15 protein-coding genes are annotated in these 16,951 nt (G+C 37.2%); 9 read left to right on the top strand and 6 right to left on the bottom strand.

The features are described from left to right. On the bottom strand, positions 1–360 hold a 360-nt coding region (locus tag QVB70_RS04500; RefSeq protein ID WP_287583806.1), incomplete at its 3' end, for a tetratricopeptide repeat protein. A 392-nt stretch (positions 361–752) separates the two neighbouring features. Continuing rightward, the gene (locus QVB70_RS04495; RefSeq protein ID WP_287583805.1) at positions 753–4,166 is read right to left on the bottom strand and encodes a PAS domain S-box protein; all 3,414 of its coding nucleotides are present in this window, start codon (positions 4,164–4,166) and stop codon (positions 753–755) included. Positions 4,167–4,447: 281 nt separating this feature from the next. Between QVB70_RS04495 and QVB70_RS04490 the strand changes: the two genes are divergently transcribed. Beyond that, the gene (locus QVB70_RS04490) at positions 4,448–5,587 is read left to right on the top strand and encodes a M20 family metallopeptidase (RefSeq protein ID WP_287583803.1); all 1,140 of its coding nucleotides are present in this window, start codon (positions 4,448–4,450) and stop codon (positions 5,585–5,587) included. Between the two features lie 369 nt (positions 5,588–5,956). Here the strand turns inward: QVB70_RS04490 and QVB70_RS04485 are convergent, their stop codons facing one another. After that, a complete protein-coding gene (locus QVB70_RS04485) occupies positions 5,957–6,673 on the bottom strand; it encodes a TIGR00266 family protein (RefSeq protein WP_287583801.1) in 717 nt (238 codons plus the stop codon). Positions 6,674–6,810: 137 nt separating this feature from the next. Here QVB70_RS04485 and QVB70_RS04480 point away from each other — a divergent pair, with 137 nt between their 5' ends. The 6 genes from QVB70_RS04480 (at position 6,811) to QVB70_RS04455 (ending at position 13,207) form a co-directional block, all read left to right on the top strand. Continuing rightward, positions 6,811–7,803 (top strand): ornithine cyclodeaminase family protein, encoded by a 993-nt coding sequence (locus QVB70_RS04480; protein ID WP_287583799.1) that lies wholly within the window; start codon positions 6,811–6,813, stop codon positions 7,801–7,803. A gap of 39 nt (positions 7,804–7,842) precedes the next feature. Further along, entirely contained in the window at positions 7,843–8,793 is a 951-nt protein-coding gene (locus tag QVB70_RS04475; protein ID WP_287583797.1) for a threonine/serine dehydratase, read from the top strand. A 10-nt stretch (positions 8,794–8,803) separates the two neighbouring features. Further along, positions 8,804–9,814 carry a hypothetical protein gene (locus QVB70_RS04470; protein ID WP_287583796.1) on the top strand — a complete coding sequence of 337 codons (1,011 nt, stop codon included), beginning with the start codon at positions 8,804–8,806 and terminating at the stop codon, positions 9,812–9,814. Between the two features lie 266 nt (positions 9,815–10,080). Continuing rightward, complete coding sequence (locus tag QVB70_RS04465; protein ID WP_287583795.1) at positions 10,081–10,989, top strand: DMT family transporter; 909 nt, start codon at positions 10,081–10,083, stop codon at positions 10,987–10,989. Between the two features lie 425 nt (positions 10,990–11,414). After that, a complete protein-coding gene (locus tag QVB70_RS04460; protein WP_287583793.1) occupies positions 11,415–12,380 on the top strand; it encodes a transcription initiation factor IIB in 966 nt (321 codons plus the stop codon). Positions 12,381–12,523: 143 nt separating this feature from the next. Further along, a complete protein-coding gene (locus QVB70_RS04455) occupies positions 12,524–13,207 on the top strand; it encodes a DUF1295 domain-containing protein (RefSeq protein ID WP_287583791.1) in 684 nt (227 codons plus the stop codon). 60 nt (positions 13,208–13,267) lie between these two features. Here QVB70_RS04455 and QVB70_RS04450 read toward each other — a convergent pair whose 3' ends face one another. After that, complete coding sequence (locus QVB70_RS04450; protein WP_287583789.1) at positions 13,268–14,242, bottom strand: uroporphyrinogen decarboxylase family protein; 975 nt, start codon at positions 14,240–14,242, stop codon at positions 13,268–13,270. Positions 14,243–14,357: 115 nt separating this feature from the next. On the opposite strand from QVB70_RS04450, the gene QVB70_RS04445 reads away from it, so the two are divergent. Continuing rightward, a complete protein-coding gene (locus QVB70_RS04445) occupies positions 14,358–14,870 on the top strand; it encodes a GNAT family N-acetyltransferase (RefSeq protein WP_287583788.1) in 513 nt (170 codons plus the stop codon). Positions 14,871–14,878: 8 nt separating this feature from the next. On the opposite strand, the gene QVB70_RS04440 is transcribed toward QVB70_RS04445, so the two are convergent. Both QVB70_RS04440 and QVB70_RS04435 read right to left on the bottom strand, forming a co-directional pair. After that, on the bottom strand, positions 14,879–15,445 hold the full coding sequence (locus QVB70_RS04440) for a uracil-DNA glycosylase (protein ID WP_287583786.1): 567 nt from the start codon (positions 15,443–15,445) through the stop codon (positions 14,879–14,881). A gap of 71 nt (positions 15,446–15,516) precedes the next feature. Then, a complete protein-coding gene (locus QVB70_RS04435) occupies positions 15,517–16,059 on the bottom strand; it encodes a DUF6125 family protein (RefSeq protein ID WP_287583784.1) in 543 nt (180 codons plus the stop codon). A 532-nt stretch (positions 16,060–16,591) separates the two neighbouring features. Here QVB70_RS04435 and QVB70_RS04430 point away from each other — a divergent pair. Then, the coding region (locus QVB70_RS04430) for a CoA-binding protein (RefSeq protein ID WP_287583782.1) at positions 16,592–16,951 on the top strand (360 nt) is incomplete at its 3' end.

Raw genomic sequence — 16,951 nt, 5'->3', positions numbered from 1 at the left:
GTAATTAGTTAAGTTTTCATAACAAATACTCATATTATGATATGCGTCAAAGTCCTGTGGATTGATGCTAATTGCCCTCTCATACGCTTTTATTGCGTTTTCAAACTGATTCAGGTATCTATACGCATTACCAAGGTCAAACCAAGCGTCTCCGTCCTCTTGATCAATATTGATTGCCTCTTTATAGCATTGTAATGATTTTTTAAAAAGATCAACTCTTCTATCCTCTTCTCTTGTCCAATGTGCTAATCGTTCAGCACAATACCCACAATGAATCCATGCCACTTTATGTAATGGATCAAGTTTTGTCACTTCTTTAAAGGCTTGAATAGCATCTTTATAAAAATCTTGTCTTGCCATTATACCTGGTGGGTTGTCTCCTAATTTTTCTTTGGCAGCACCAAGATAAAACCAACCATTAACATAACTACCGTCTATCTTAATAGCTTTTTCAAAGCAATCTACTGCCTCCAGATAGTCAAATGAATTTCCTGTACTAGCTTTATCAAATCCTATTTTTGCCCACTCAGCTGCCGTTTTTCCATCAATTTTTTCTGTGATTTTGATTCACCCACCTTACTTTTTCCTATTCTGTTTTGATACGTTTTTAGGCTAAATGAAAATATCGAGCAAAGAACAAATAATAATAGAAGGAGAACTCGAATATAAAGTAATAACGTTCATTGGACCAAAAAAACTATTTCTGTTCCTTATTATTGAGTTCGAAAGTTCGATGAAAATTTAGTTTCAATTTAATTTGTTTTAGGAAGAATCACGTGAAATGTACTTCCCTCTCCAACCTTACTTTCTACCCATATACTGCCACCATGCAATTTCACATATTCTTTTGAAATCGCAAGCCCTAATCCAGTGCGTGCGAATTCAGATTGAAAACGAGAAGATTCAGAGAAATCAGTTACATGGAAAGGTTGGAAAATCTTTTCAAACTCATTTTCTGGAATGCCAATTCCAGTATCTTTCACAGAAACATGGAGATTGAATTCTTCTTCTAGAATCTTAACTTCAATCATACCGCCATCAGGCGTATACTTTATAGCATTTGAAAGTAAATTTGTGAATACACTCCGGATCATGTCTTCATCGATTTGGATCTGAGGTAATTGATTTGGAGAATGAAGTTCAAGTTTATGACCATGAATTTTTGCAATTGGTAAGACTTCATTAATAACCTGACCGATGATTGTGTCAAGTGAGCCTGATTCCTGCTTTATTTTTCTTGTACCTGCTTCGAGCCGTGTATAATCAAGAAGGTTATTAATAAGAGCCGCCAATCTATCTGCATTACGTGTTATAATCTTTATCTTATCGTGGACTTCATTAGGCAGTTCCCAATATCCATGTTCACTTTTTATTTTAAGAAGCTCTACATGTGCTTTCATCGCGCTTAAAGGGGTTCGAAGTTCATGTGCTGCTAAATTAATGAACTGAGATTTTATTTTTTCCACTTTCTTCTTTTCAGTGATATCACGAACAATACCCCACATTCCCGTTGCTTTACCTTCTTGGTCTTTTATGACCCAGCTCCTTGTTGAGACCGGGAAGATTTTTCCATCATTCCTAATCCCTTCTGCTTCAAATTCATCTGAATAGCCTCGTTGAATTATTTGATTTGTAATAATCTTTGAAATCTTAGCATTCCATTTTTTAGGTGTGAGTTCAAAGAAGTTCATTTTATTGAGATCTTGCTTAGTGTATCCAATCATATCTACTAAAGCTTGATTACAGTCTATAATGTTTCCTTCTAGGTCAATGGAAACGATGCCATCTATTGAAGATTCATACAAACCTCTATAGCGCTCCTTTGAGTCCTTGAGATCTGAGGTCCTCTGTTCAACTATTCGTTCAAGATTTTCTGTATATTCCTTAATCTTTTCCTCTGCTTGCTTCTGAGCAGTAATATCTCGAATAATACCCCAAATTCCAATTATTTCGCCTTCCTGATTTTTTATGGGCCATCCTCTGATAGCAACTGGGACAGTTGTCCCATCTTTTTGGATATATTCTTTTTCGAATTCTTCTGCATAGCCTAATTCAAGTAATTGGCGATGATTTTCTTTACTGGCCTTATACCATCTTTTAGGCGTGATGTTGAAGATGTTAATGTCACGTAGTTCTTCCTTGCGATAACCGAGCATTTCTGCAAATGCCTGATTGCATTCAATTATATGTCCTTCTGAGTCCAATGAGACTATACCATCAATAGATGAGTCATATAGTCCACGATAACGCTCTTCTGAATCTTTTAGAGCATTTTCTAGTTCTTTTCGTCCTGTGATATCCTTAATAGTTTCTACAACTGCTACTACGTTTCCTTCAGCGTCTTTCATTGGAGAACTTGTAACCAAAGTATTCATCCAACTTCCGTCTAAGCGTCTGACTGTTTGTTCCGAAGCAAATCTTTGTCCTTCAGTAAACACTGTTTCGACGGTACATTCAGGGCATGGTTTATCAAAACCTTTATACGTTTTATAGCATTTTTTACCTATGACGTCTCCCCATATATCTTGTGTAGATTCATTTGCCCAGATTATGTCTAATTCCTCATTTTGGATCGTGATAAGATCTCCTATACCCGCTAAAATTGCTTTTTGTTTTTCTTCAGAGTCACTTAAGGCTTTTGTCCTTTCCTCGACAAGATTTTCGAGGTTTTCTGTATAATCTTTAAGTTGCTTTTCCAAATTCTTTAATTCAGTTATATCCTTAGCGACCTCTACAACCGCAAAAATATTTCCCTCAGCATTTCGTACAGGAGAACTGGTAACTAAAACGTTGCTAATTGTTCCATTTGTATTCATATGAGATTGCTCTGTTACTACTGTTTTCCCTTCATTGAATACTGCTTCAACAGTACATTCGGGGCAAGGTTTAGTTAAGCCCTTATATGCCCTATAACACTTTCTTCCAACAATATCTCCATAACGATCTCTCACTGCTTGATTTATCCAGATGACGTCCAAATCTTTGTTATGAATTCCAACAAGATCTCCTATTCCAGTTAATATTGCTGTTAATCTTTCTTCTGATTCTTTAAAGGCCTTTGTTCTTTCTTCGACGAGTTTTTCAAGGTTTTCAGTATAGCTTGTTATTTTTTTCTCCATCTGTTTACGTTCTGTTATATCTCTTCCAATAAGAATAATCCCTGCTAAATTATCCTCGTTGTCTTGCATTATTGATGACGAGAATGAAATAGGGATAAGATATCCATTCTTCGTTTTAATGTTCATCTCAACATCGTTGACATTTCCTGCTTTTATTAGATTATCAAATACACAACCTACGGAACCTGGATTATCATTTTTATTAATCAAAATGTTCTCTAAAGGCATCTGAATCATTTCATGTTCTTTATATTCAAGAAGTTGTAACGAAGCTAGATTAGCTGAAATTATTTTTCCTTCTGGACTAACCAAAAAAAGGGCATCAGACATGGTAGCAATAACACTGTCTGCTGCTGTTGATGGTGATAGAATGAACAACTCATGTCTTAGAATTGCATACCCAATGAAAAAACTTCCTAGGACTGCTGAAGATGCGGTAAATTCTGGAATTCTTATTTGAATTGAAGGTAATAACCATTCAGTAACAATACCAAGAAGTACTGGAAAAGAAATTCCAATCGATACATACTTTGCTTGTTTTTTCTTTCTTAGATCAATTGATTTCATGTAATATTGTAGGCAAAGACAAAAAGCAAAAATGCCTAATCCTGCACCCCATGTCCTTGAAACAATGAATAACAGAAAATTTTCAGGAATATCATAGGTCCAGCCCCAATATGTCCATATTGGTTCTCCCGAGAATGCTGTCAAGTCAAGATAAACAATAATCAAAGCTGGAGCATACATTAGTGGGTATGTAAGTTTATTTCTAAGTATTTTTACGTGTTCAGTAAAAACAAGTACAAAATGAAGCAAGAAAACTATCGTGAGAGGCCATAAACTGTTCATTTTTAACCAAAAAGCTGCAATATGAAATTCTGTTGCACTTCGATAACCAAATTCTGTCATTGCCCAGTAGGCTTGAGAAAGACAGAAGATCATGAAAAGTCTGTTAATCCAGTTCTTTGAATCTTTTGACAATACAAAACTCCCTAAAAAGATTGACACAACGGCACTTAGTAGAGAGAATAGAGCGAACTCGTTCATTGTCAGACTCACACCATCTTTTTAAAGACCCCGAAACAATAGAAGGTTTATGAGAACTAAATTGCTTTTGAGTTATTACACCTCATTTACATTCACTATAAAATGACTCTCAATAATTTAATATAAAGTTTCTGACAAGTTAATCGCACATTTAGAGCGCGCCTTTTTACTAAAAAGGTTTTTCAAAACACTTTTTGATGATTACATGATTTTAAATACTAAAACAAAGGAAGACTGCTTAAGATACTATTTCGCTCTATTAAGTATTCGAGGACAAAATTATGCAGAATAATCGAATTTTCAAGATACTTCAAGAATTAGTAAAGATTCCTTCCCAATACGGTAATGAACAAAAGATTAGTTCGTGGATTTTTGATTTTCTTGCAGATCTAGGTTATGAACCATACAAAGTTGAAGTTCCGGATAGTGGACCTGATGTCATTGCGGAATTCCATGTAGATTCAAACAAACCGTGGATTCTCTTGAATTCACATTCGGATACAGTTGAGGAAATGCGCGGTTGGACTCGGGATCCATATGGAGAAATTGTTGGTGAAAAATTCTATGGTATCGGCGCTTGTGATATGAAATCTGGTTTAGCTGTCCAACTTGGAATTATGGAAGGCTTACTTAAAGGAGAATTCAAACCTAACCTTAATGTTTTGTTTACGGCGGTTACTGATGAAGAACTTTGGTCACGGGGTACTATTACTCTAATTGATAAAAATATCATTTCGCCCGACAAAGTCGCTTATGCAATTGTTGGCGAACCCCATTATTTAGGAAATTTTCTTGTTGGGAGGCGTGGAAGACTTATTTTGGATATTGTTGTACATGGAAAAGCTGCTCACGGTGCAACTCCAAAGAGAGGAGTCAATGCAATAAATGAGGTTGCTCGTATCGTTCAAAGTTTAGAAGCTCTAGATGTGGGATGGTTCCCTCAATTCAATATTGAAGGTAGTCAATGCTTCTTAGCTATTAATGGTGGTGTTAATAGTCTATCAGTACCGGAAACAGTCAAACTAGTATTAGACCGTCATTATCTTCCTATAGAAACTTCTGAAATGGTATTGGACGCAGTTCTTGACATTATTCACAATACTGAATTAGATCCAGAGACAAAAGTTGAAGTAAGTATACACCCACGCCCTACACGTCAACCATTACCCTTTTATACTCCGCTAGATAATCCATTAGTACAAATAACTGCAGAAGAAGTCAAATTACAAACAGATATTGAACCTCGGTTTTTATTAGGTAGAACTGTGGCTGATAGCAATTTCGTTGGAATGTTGGGGATTCCTACTATTGATTTAGGGCCGTCAGGGAAAAAATCACATTCGGCTGATGAATGGTGCGATATCCCCTCGCTTGAAAAGATTTACAAGGTATATAAGGGCGTGCTATCAAAACTGCATTAAAACTACTGACATATCTTGTCTTTAACCTCACCTATTCCAAATTCTGAGGCGTAGAACTATTAATGATGACTAGAATGCCTAAATTATGAAAAAAAGAGAAAGTGACTGTTTATCACTCCGCCGCAAGAAGACCCCTCAACTTGTAATTGTGTGTTTTAATTGTTTCACTTTCACGATACTCCCTAACCTTTAAGTACTGATTCGCATAGATCGTAAGTAGAATTGAGCTGAGGTAACACTCGCCAGTTCTCACCTTAACTTCACATCGCGTTCAGGACAGGGACTGCCCGTAGAGCCTGTTTGACATGTCCCGTTGGGGAATGGATGATTCAGGAAGCCAGCCTACTTGTAGGGTGGTAGTTCACTCAGTTAGCCCTTTGGCAAATAGGGCATCAGTAACGTGGCCAGCAGACGCATTTCACGGTTCTGTGTATATATAATTCCAGGACCTGTAAATCGCATAACTATGCCTTCGCCTCCAAGTAAGAAACTTTTCTTGCCTCCAACTTTTGATGTACGATATTGCATGTTTGCCGGGAACGCCATCATCACTCCAGTGTCAATGACAAATTCTTCGCCTGGGCCAATCTCGTGTCGTTCAATGTAACCATATCCACCGAGCCAGACATCACCTTCGGCTTCAGCAAAAACTTTTGTTAAAAATAACCCTTCACCACCTAACAGGCTTGCAATTTTGCCCACTTGAGTGGTGACTTGAACCGAGGGAGTGCTTGCAATATATGCATCTTTACTTAAAGTCCATTCTTCTCCTTGATTAAGATGTATGTGAATAATGTCTCCTGGTGCTCCATGAGCAAAAGCTATCATGCCAGACTTAGTTGAACCTTCTTCAAGTTCGAAGAAGTTCAGAAACATTGATTCTCCAGAAAATTTTCTTTTCAAACCTCGTAAGATGCCTCCTGCTGATTTCGTTTTCATATCGACATGCCCATCCATATAAACCATTGCTCCGCCCTCTGCTACTACTTGTTGTCCTGGTTGGTCTAGATAAATGCGAACTACCGAAAATGCGGGACGTCCAGTAATTTCATATCTTAAAAACGATTTTTCCTTTTCTTCAGACATTTTTCTTTCACCCTTTCAATTTTTTAAACGCTTTTAATTCAATTTATACCATAGTCATTTTCATCCTTTTATAGCTTGGTTTAACAGGCAGAAATCTTATTATACATTTCTTTATTAAGTTTTGAAAGGTGTTTGAAGTGTCTGAAATAATCATTTTATCTCAAGATGATGTAAGATCATGTCTTCCGATGAGTGACGCTATTAAAGCGGTTACTGATGCTTACAAGGCTTTCGCACTAGGACAAGTTGAAATGCCTCAGGTTCAACACTTGGATGTGGCAAAATACAGAGGCGAAGTTGATATTAAATCGGGAGCTGCAGAGAACTTTGGACTAATTGGAACCAAGATTGCATCTGGTTATTATGATAATCCAAAACTAGGTCTACCACCAGGATTTGCAGTCATCATCTTACTAGATCTAAAGACAAGCATGCCTCTCGCGATCATGGATGGATCATATGTTACTGCGGTCAGAACTGGTGCTGCGGGTGCTGTAGCTGCCAGTGTTCTTGCAAGAAAAGATGCTAAACGAGTGGGTGTTATTGGCTCAGGAACACAAGGGCGAATGCAGGTTTTGGCTCTAAATGAAATTTTTCCTTTGGAGCAAGTAAAGGTATTCAATATTAACAAGGTTAACAGTGAGAAATATGCAGTTGAGATGAGTGAGCGACTTGGCATCGATGTTCAGGCTGTTGATACTGCTCAAAATGCTGTGAGTAATGTAGATATCGTTATTACGGCAGTTCCATCCAAAAAAGCTATGGTAATGGATGAATGGATTGAAGATGGCATGCATATAAATGCATTTGGAACAGATGGTCCTGGCAAACAAGAACTAGATCCTAATATTATGAAACGAGCACAAGCAAAGATCGTGGTTGACAGCCTTAAGCAGTGTCGCGTGATCGGTGAAACCCAACATGCTCTTAAACAAGGCTTGATCCAAGAAAGTGATATCTACGCTGAGATTGGAGAGATTTTACTTGGAAACAAAAAAGGAAGAGAGACCGAGGAAGAAATAACGGTTTTTGACAGTACAGGGTTAGCCGTTCAAGATATTGCGGCTGCGAATGTCGTGTATCAACTCGCAAAACAGAAGGATATGGGGAAACGCGTTAAGTTACTTTGATTGAAAATATTTGATCTTATAAAGGAGTCCACGAATCGCATGGTAACACTCCAAGATATTAAAGCAGCGAGGGAAGTCATAAGAACAGGTGTTAAAAAAACCCCTCTAATTCATTCAAAATTTTTAAGCAGTTATTGCGGTGGGACAGTTTACCTTAAGCTCGAAAACCAACAAATTACAAACTCCTTTAAAATCAGGGGGGCACTAAACCGAATGTCAAAGTTAAACCCTCCTGAAAAAAGACGAGGAGTCGTTACGGCATCATCGGGTAATCATGCTCAGGCCGTTGCCCGAGTAGCTGAGCTGATGAATATTTCTGCAAGGATTTTTGTTCCAAAGAATACATCTAAGTCAAAGCTGGATAAAATTAAGAAATATAATGCCGAAATAGTACTTCACGGCGATTATGACGAAGTCGAGACAAAAGCAAGAGAAGTAGCGATAAAGGAAGGGTTAACATATATTAGTCCATATAACGATGAAAGTATCATCGCTGGCCAAGGAACAGTAGGTTTAGAGATTCTTGAAGATCTACCTAACGTTGATATCATCATTGTAGCAGTTGGGGGTGGAGGTTTAATTTCGGGTATAGCAATTGCAGCAAAAAGTATTAATCCAAACATCAAAGTTATCGGTGTGCAATCAGAAGCAGCAGCAACTGTTCACGAATCTTTGAAAGCGGGAAAAATCATTTGGATAAAAGAGGAAGAATCGATTGCAGAGGGATTACTGGGAGGCATTGAACAGGGTGCCATTACCTTTGAATTGATTAAAAAATATATAGATAATCTTGTGGTCGTTAAAGAAGAGACAATAAAAAATGCCATAAAAATACTATGGGAGAAGGACAAGCAAGTTACAGAGGGCGCTGGTGCAATTGCTATTGCGCCCATATTGGAAAATAAAGATGAATTCAAAGAAAAAACTGTTGTTTCAGTAATAAGTGGAGGCAACATTGAAGAAAATCTCTTTAAGACAATCATAAACTGAAGCTGATTCAATGAATTTGCTCGCTTTTGTATTTCTATTTATTGGGGCATATGTTGTAGTTTATTTCGGAGCTGACGTTTTTATTGACGGATTAAAGGATTTTAGTGAAAAACATCATTTGTCCCCTTTAATCATCGGATTACTGATTCTAGGCGTAGATCCAGAAGAATCTGTTGCCTCAATTTTTGCCTCCATAGAAGGTCTTCAACACGTGGCAATTGGGAATGTCATTGGAAATACTATCATTGCAATCACAATAGCATTTGGACTTCCTGCGTTATTTTTCTCTCTAGATTTCGAAAGGATCCCGAGATTTTACCCTCTTTTGCTATGTCTTCTTACAACAACTGTGATTCTAGGAGTTTATTTGCCAAAAGGTTTGCTAATTTTTGGTTCGGTCAATTTAGCATTGTTTGGGTGGTACCTACTGCGTAATATTCGCGCATACAAAGTGCGTCATATTACTGAAATAATCATTTCTGATGATGATGATGGTGATGAAAATAATAACCAAAGTGATGAAGATGAAGCACATCAAGAGACAAAAGAACTAAAAGAAGATTCTGATGCTATTATCATCGGAAAATCGCTATTAGGATTCATTCTCATCATTATCGGTGGCTTCTTTCTCATATTTGCTACTGAGAACATTATTATCATTACCGGTTTGACTGAATCGTTGTTTGGGTTTTTAATAATAGCTTGGACAACAAACGCAGAAGAATTATTTTTAATCGTTTCAGCTATCAGAAAACACAACCAGGAACTGGGTATTGGAGCAGAAATCGGAAAAGTTGTATGGAATTTAGGCGTCACTTTTGGAATAAGCGGAATTATTCTTCAGGATTTAACACCTACGCCAATTTATCCAATTAACCTAGCAATTCTAGTGATAGTAATTTTAATGTTCACAGGAATCTCGATTAAAAATAAATTATCAAGAAGGATGGGGATATTGTTTCTTTTAATTCTCGTTGTTTTTGTGATTGTCAACAGTGTTTTTGGACTCCCAATAAATTAAATCTATCCAAGGTGCGCTAAACTTCCAGCTGCTAAAATGTTTGAAAATTAACTGTTAGTTTCAATTTTTCTGCTTAACTACTTTATCATTTCACCGCAAGAAGACCCCTCAACTTGATGGGGGGATGAAAGTGAACACAAATTACCGCCATTCATCACCCCGCTGAAGCGGTGGTGCTTTCTTGTTCAATCCTTTGGTAAATAGGGCATAAGTAAATAAACAAATAGTTCCAAAAATTCAAAAATCATCTTTATGGAAGCACGAAAATGTGGACTGATCCCAACTATAGACGTTCTCTTCTCATAACAGCAGCGGCGCCTCTATGTTGGAGCATAGGTGGTCTTGGCATAAGGATTGTAACCACCAATATATGGGAAACTGTTTTTTGGCGTGCTTTTTTCATGGGATTAACGGTACTAGTATTTTTAATCTTAAGAGACCAAAGGAGTTTTTTTAAATCCTTTAAAAGAAGCGGAATCCCAGGTGTGGCGACTGGAGTTTTTCTTGCAATGTCCATGATATTTTATGTGAATTCTCTTGCATATACCACAGTGGCAAACGCACTTGTACTACAAGGGACTGCACCATTATTTGCCGCGCTATTTGGTTGGTTCTTACTTCGTGAACGGGTTGGAGTCAGAACAGGTCTAGCAGTTGTTATTGTGATGATAAGCATGTTTGCTATGGTATCTGACTCCCTGGTAACAGGAACATTGCTAGGAGATGTCTTCGCGTTGGGAAACGCTGTATCGCTTGCAAGTTATATTATAGTTGTTAGAAGAACTCGCGAAATCAATTTAATTCCGGCAATATGTCTTGCTGGGTTTATTTCAGCGATTGTAGCTTTGCCATTGATGACAACCTATATGATCTCAGCACATGATCTCAGCATTTTGGTCACTCTTGGTGCAATTCAAGTAGGACTTGGTTCATGCTTGTTTGTAATAGGATCTCGTAATTTGCAACCTGCCCAATCAGGACTTTTAACACTACTTGAAACCATTCTCGGTTCTCTTTGGGTATGGATTTTTATCGGTGAACAACCTACGACAATCGCATTAATCAGTGGTGTAATAATAGTAATCACACTTGCTTTACATACGATTTTTGATTCTCGACTTTCTGAGAGTTCTCTCACTACAAGAAACAAGAAATCTCATCAGGATAATTACTAGTTTATATGTTCATGTTAATATGGCCCTATAAAATACTTGATAACAAACAAGCTAATGTATATTTCTTTTATTGTCTTAGAAGAGCCAGATCAAGAATTTAAACTCTATACGAATTGGTAAGAATAGATTTTTCACTGAAAAAACTTATACGAGCAAATAATTCTTGGTTTTAATCAATTAGATTACTTATTTTTTTGTGATGATAAATCATGTAGAATATCTGTAATAGTAAAATTTATATATAAGTTTAACTTAACCTTTCTGTTTGCAAAGGTAAACCATAAGATGAGATGCGAGTTTCAGGTTTTCTGAATACCGTTAAAATAATACTCATTAAACTTCGTTTTTGAAAGTATTATCTTAAATCGATACCGTACACCGTAAACCACCCGTGTCTTTGAGAAATTCAAGGAGAAACACTTTAAATGAATGAATCCATTGATCTAAAGAAAACTCTTTATAAAGATATAGATAAAGCTTTTTGTCGAGAGGCTTTTTGTGCAGATTGTGGATCTGCGAATGTTGTCTGTGACGATACTCGTGGTGAGATTATTTGCAATGACTGTGGGTTAGTTATTGAAGAACATATGATGGATCTGGGGCCTGAATGGCGCAGTTACACGGCAGAAGAACGAAAGAAACGAAGTCGTGTAGGAAGCCCCATTAATTATTCAATCCATGATAAAGGCTTATCAACTATGATTGGCCGTGAAAATAAAGACATTTATGGAAAAAAACTTGCACCCAGCCGACGTGCTGAAATTTACAGAATGCGAAAGTGGCAACGACGTACTCGGACGCATAGTTCTCGCGAGCGAAACCTTATTCAAGCGTTAAGTGAGTTAGACCGCTTAGCGAGTCAAATGGGTATTCCCCGATCAATTAAAGAAGAAGCTGCGATTATCTATCGAAAAGCATTAGAAAAACGCATGAGCCGTGGTACTACCATTGAAGTTATGGTTGCCGCTACCTTGTATGCGGCCTGTCGTATCAGAAAAATTCCTAGAACCTTAGATGAAACTGCAGAACACTCACGTACTAATAAAAAACAACTAGGACAGTGTTTCAGACAGCTTGTAAGGCTGGTTGATGTAGCAATCCCCATTAGTACACCAATTGATTTCATATCCCGGTTTTCTAACGAACTTTCACTTACTGGAAAAGCATCAGGACGCGCTATAAAGATCCTTGAAACAGCTAAAAAAGCAGGGATCACTGCTGGAAAGGATCCAACCGGATTGGCCGCAGCAGCTCTCTATATCTCTGGAATATTAGAAGATGAACGACGAACACAACGTGAAATCGCACGTGTTGCACGAGTCACAGAAGTTACAGTCAGAAACCGCTACAAAGAGTTAGTTAAAAACTTGCAGATTGCAGTAGCAGTTTAAATGCCCCAAAAAAGCCTCTCTTTTTTTTATTTTTTATTTGATGATAATAAAAGATTTATAAACACGGTTTTTTACAGAGTTTCTGTCAGGCTCTTGACTTTCTTGAACTACATATCTTGTTACTATAAATGAAGGTCCCGAAAATGCACGGCGAAGTCGAAACTTCTATGATAACACGTTATTTCATGCTGATAGTCCACGTTTTTATTATAAATTTTGTTACTTGGGTTTATTTTGGCGGTGGAATAGAGTTAATCGGTAATTTGTTCGGTATCACTTGGCAATCAGGTGATGTGACCCGTAGAATTATCCTTCTAATTTTTAGCATTGTTTTTTTCCTCAGACTTAATCTAACATCATTTTATTTGCTTCGGCGCAAAGTAGATTGGAAAGAAACAGGTGCAATCATTGGCGCAATTGTTTTCTATCAACTCGGATTCGCGTTAAGCGGTGGTGCCCAATCTGCACCCATCGATGTCGTAGATTATATTGCTATCATTATTTTCTTTATAGGAAGTTTCCTCAATACAGGATCCGAGTTTCAGCGAAAACGATTCAAAGACCGACCAGAAAATAATGGACAACTCTACACTGGCGGTCTATTTGGTTTCGCAAGACATATTAACTATTTTGGTGATACTGTCTGGTTAATTGGCTGGGCGATAATGACTCGCAACTGGTGGTCCGCCATCATGCCGATATTCTGCACATTAAACTTCGTGTTATTTTTAATTCCAATGCTCTCCAAGTATTTAGAAGAACGTTACAAAGAACAATATCGTAAATGGGCCAGCAAAACCAAGAAGTTTATCCCGTTTGTATATTGATTTTTCCTTAAAAACTATGAACGTTTCTTTACTTATTAGGCTTTAATTCAGATTAAGTATTTAGCGCATAATTGGCGGAGGGGAATTCTTAATGACTTCTACTATCATACGTAAGTTTTCTTCAGGTGTATCAATAGGGATGACACAACCAGGTGCAAGTAACAAGTGTGGATTGGAAATCTGCATAACTTCTTGCAGTTGCTTAGCTATAGCGAGCGATGTTCCTTTTCTAATTGTTTCAGTTTCGTCAATTCCACCAAAGAGGCCTTTATTGAAGATTTTAAGGGCTTCTCTTATTGTTGGAGATGTATGTTGACTATGCCAGTTAATGGCGTCTATGGGATAATTATCAGCGATATAATTGAACAAAGGCTTATTTCCATGAACATGAAACACTATAAAGTCAGCATGGGACCTGAGATCATTCAATAATTTAAGTGTATACTTAGCCTCAAAATCCAAGAACTGTTGGTTCTTAAGTTTTCCTTCTACACTATGTAGAGAAGCAATAAAGAGGCCATTTGTACCTGCATCTAGGACTGCATGTCCGAATTCGGTCATAACCCTTGTTATTACTTTAAGGCCTTCTTCAATCTGGGAAGGAGCTTCATAAACATGATTCACGATATTAGGAGCTAGCTGACTTGCTACCATAAAGGGGCTGAAAACCGTCATCATTAACGGAACATTTCCACTTAGTATTTTCGATACCATCCGAACACCATCTAATTGCCTGCCAAATTCACCATCCGTCGGATCCACTTCTTCGATGATCTCAAAGTCCGAAGCATTCTTGATTGGAGAGTTTAACACTGACGGTGAACCATAGATTGGATGAATCGGTCCTACTTCGCAGCCCCAGTCAACTATGCAATAACTTCCATGTGGAGTAAGTTTCAATACGTCAGAATCATACGTCTTTTGAAACCTCACATGTGCATCTGCAAAGCCCTGTGGCGTCCTATCATCGCTAGGAAAATGTTTCCATAACGCATACGCCCAACGATCTAAAGAACCGCCTGAGAAAGTTGTCATTAACCTATCCAATTTATCCATATCATCACTTTTCTACTGTCTTAATCCAATTCTCACGTTGTCTTCAATAAATATATATTAGTGCTAATATCATATATTAAGCTGGAGGACTTCTATGCCTACTAACGCTAAGCAACGAACTCTAAAGGACATAAGTGTACGTTATAATCTTCAACCGGGAGATATGGGTAACGTTGTTTATCTTCACGCTATAATTTATGCTGAGGAATACGGATTTGATCATACATTTGAAGGATACGTTGCATCAGGTCTTGCTGAATTCGCTCAATCATTCAATTCGAACAAAGATCGACTTTGGGTTGCAGAAATTAAAGGAAAAATTATTGGTTCAATCGCTGTTTTTGGACGTTCTGAATCAGAAGCACAACTTAGATGGTTTCTTGTCATTCCGAATTTCCGTGGTCTTGGGCTTGGGAAATTGCTTTTTGAGGAATCTATTTTGTTCTGCAAAAAGTGTGGATTCAAGAATGTTTTTCTGTGGACATTCAGGGGCTTAGACGCAGCAAATTATTTGTATAAATCTGCTGGTTTCGAAAAAACAGAAGAGATAACCCACGAAATTTGGGGCCAAACACTTACGGAAGAGCGATATGAATTAAGATTGTAATTCAACTTCTACAATATAGTCTTTAATTTTTTCCAATCTTCCTCGATAGCGCTTCTTAAGCCTGGATTTCTTAATGCTGCTGCGGGATGATACATGGGAATTAGTTTGGCTTTCAAGAACAAGGTTGATAACGAAAAGGGCTTTGTATGTATGTCTCTCATAAGGGCTTTCGGGAGTTTGAATTTCTCAAAAATAAATTTGACCGCAACATTACCGAGCAAAATTATTGTTTTTGGTTTGATTAACTCAATTTGTTTTTCCAAATAAGGTGTACATGCTGCTATTTGATCTTTGGTAACTTTGTTCTCAGGTAAGTAGGATTTTATGATGTTTGCAATGTAGACCTCTTCTCGTTTTAATCCTGCATAACTAAGTAGTTTGTTAAGTAGTTTTCCTGCAGCACCCACGAAGGGACGTCCTTGTTGATCTTCATTATACCCAGGTCCTAGTCCTATTAACATGATTTTTGCATCTTCAGGTCCTTCCCCAAACACCGCGTTTTTTCTTCCTTTCCATAATTCACATTTTTTACAGTTTTCTACTTGCTCTTGTAATTCTAATAATTCATTTTTCATTTAGATCGCCACAATCTCCTAAACAAATACATTAGCGAATGTAAAGAATTTTTCTATGATTAAAAATCCATTTAAGGTAGAACGAATTCCCATTTGCACCATAGATCCGATGGATGCTCATCTGGAGGACATACTAAGCAGTTAACTTCAACACTTGAATTCAATGTTTTTGCAAAATTTTTCAAATAGCCAAATCGAACTTGTTTACATGGAAATTCTTCTAAATCCTTGTTCAAGCGTGCTTCTTGTGTCCTACATCTTTCAACACGCAGGATTGCACGCTGATCATTTACCTCAATAACTTTAAAGGGTTGATCTAAAGCCCAGCTTGACTTTTTCAAACAATTCATAATTGTTGGGACATCAGCATTTTCATTTACTTTAAACATTCTTCTTAAGCTTTTGGCTTCGATTTTAGCCATAATTTGCCAAACCTGACTGTCTATTTCGGTCGCAGCTTGCGTACCAAATTTTTCCTCTATTCCTAGGAAATATAAGCCATCAACACGCCATAAATTTCTTACTTGAAGAAATAAGAAATCAAGCAATTCTTCAATAGGCATTTCAGCCAATTTTTCACGATCTTTAGTACTTCCAGGGGGATAATCATTCATTTAAGACACCACTAATTATTCTTAGTTATCCAACAAATGTTTTAAAATTTATCATTTCTTTACTGATAACTAAGCAAGAAAGCACCAATGCGTTAGCGTGGTGATGAATTGCATATATCACTGTTTCAATAGATAGATATTTAATTGTTCATAACATTTTTTGGCAGAATCCGTAAGTCTTAAATATAAACCCTATACTATAGAGATATATTGGGCTCGTGACAATCCAGTACATGAAGTAGTCATCATGGGACTTAGCCATGAAGCGACTAGTTATCTAGCGTTGAATTTGCTTCGGTACCGGATTCGAATGTATTCCCGAGATAAGTATTACATATTGGTGAAGGATAAAAGAAGAATTTCTGTCGTGCACGATAAACAGTTCAGTTTTTAAGAAATGTCGGGATTGCATAAGCCCCCAGTTCTTTTTATTTAATTCTAAGAATAATGCTTTAAACAGGAATTCGTTTTTTTATCATGCAGAAACTATAATTGCTATTAACTAACAGATTAAGTGGTCGGGTGCAAGACAATGATGAATCAGATAGATGCCTTCTTAAATAAGAACAATGTTTTTGCTGTTGTTGGAGTCTCAAGAAACCCTAGCAAATTTGGTTACATTATCTATCAAGATTTAAAACGAAAGGGTTACAAAGTGCTCCCTATTAACCCAAATGCCAAAATAATTAATGGCGATAAGGCTTATGCTTCTCTTTCAGAATTACCTATTCAACCAGATGTTGTTGATATAGTAGTTCCACCAAATGTGGCTTTTTATGTTGTAAAAGAATGCAATGCACTTGGAATTCAAAAAGTATGGTTGCAACCCGGAGCCGAGTCAGATGAAGGGGTTGATTTTTGCTATGACCATGATATTGAAGTTATATACGGG

Source organism: Candidatus Borrarchaeum sp., from assembly GCF_019058535.1.
Lineage (GTDB): Archaea > Asgardarchaeota > Sifarchaeia > Borrarchaeales > Borrarchaeaceae > Borrarchaeum > Borrarchaeum weybense.
Note: the sequence above shows the minus strand (reverse complement) of the source record. Positions and strands in the feature narration are given on the sequence as shown.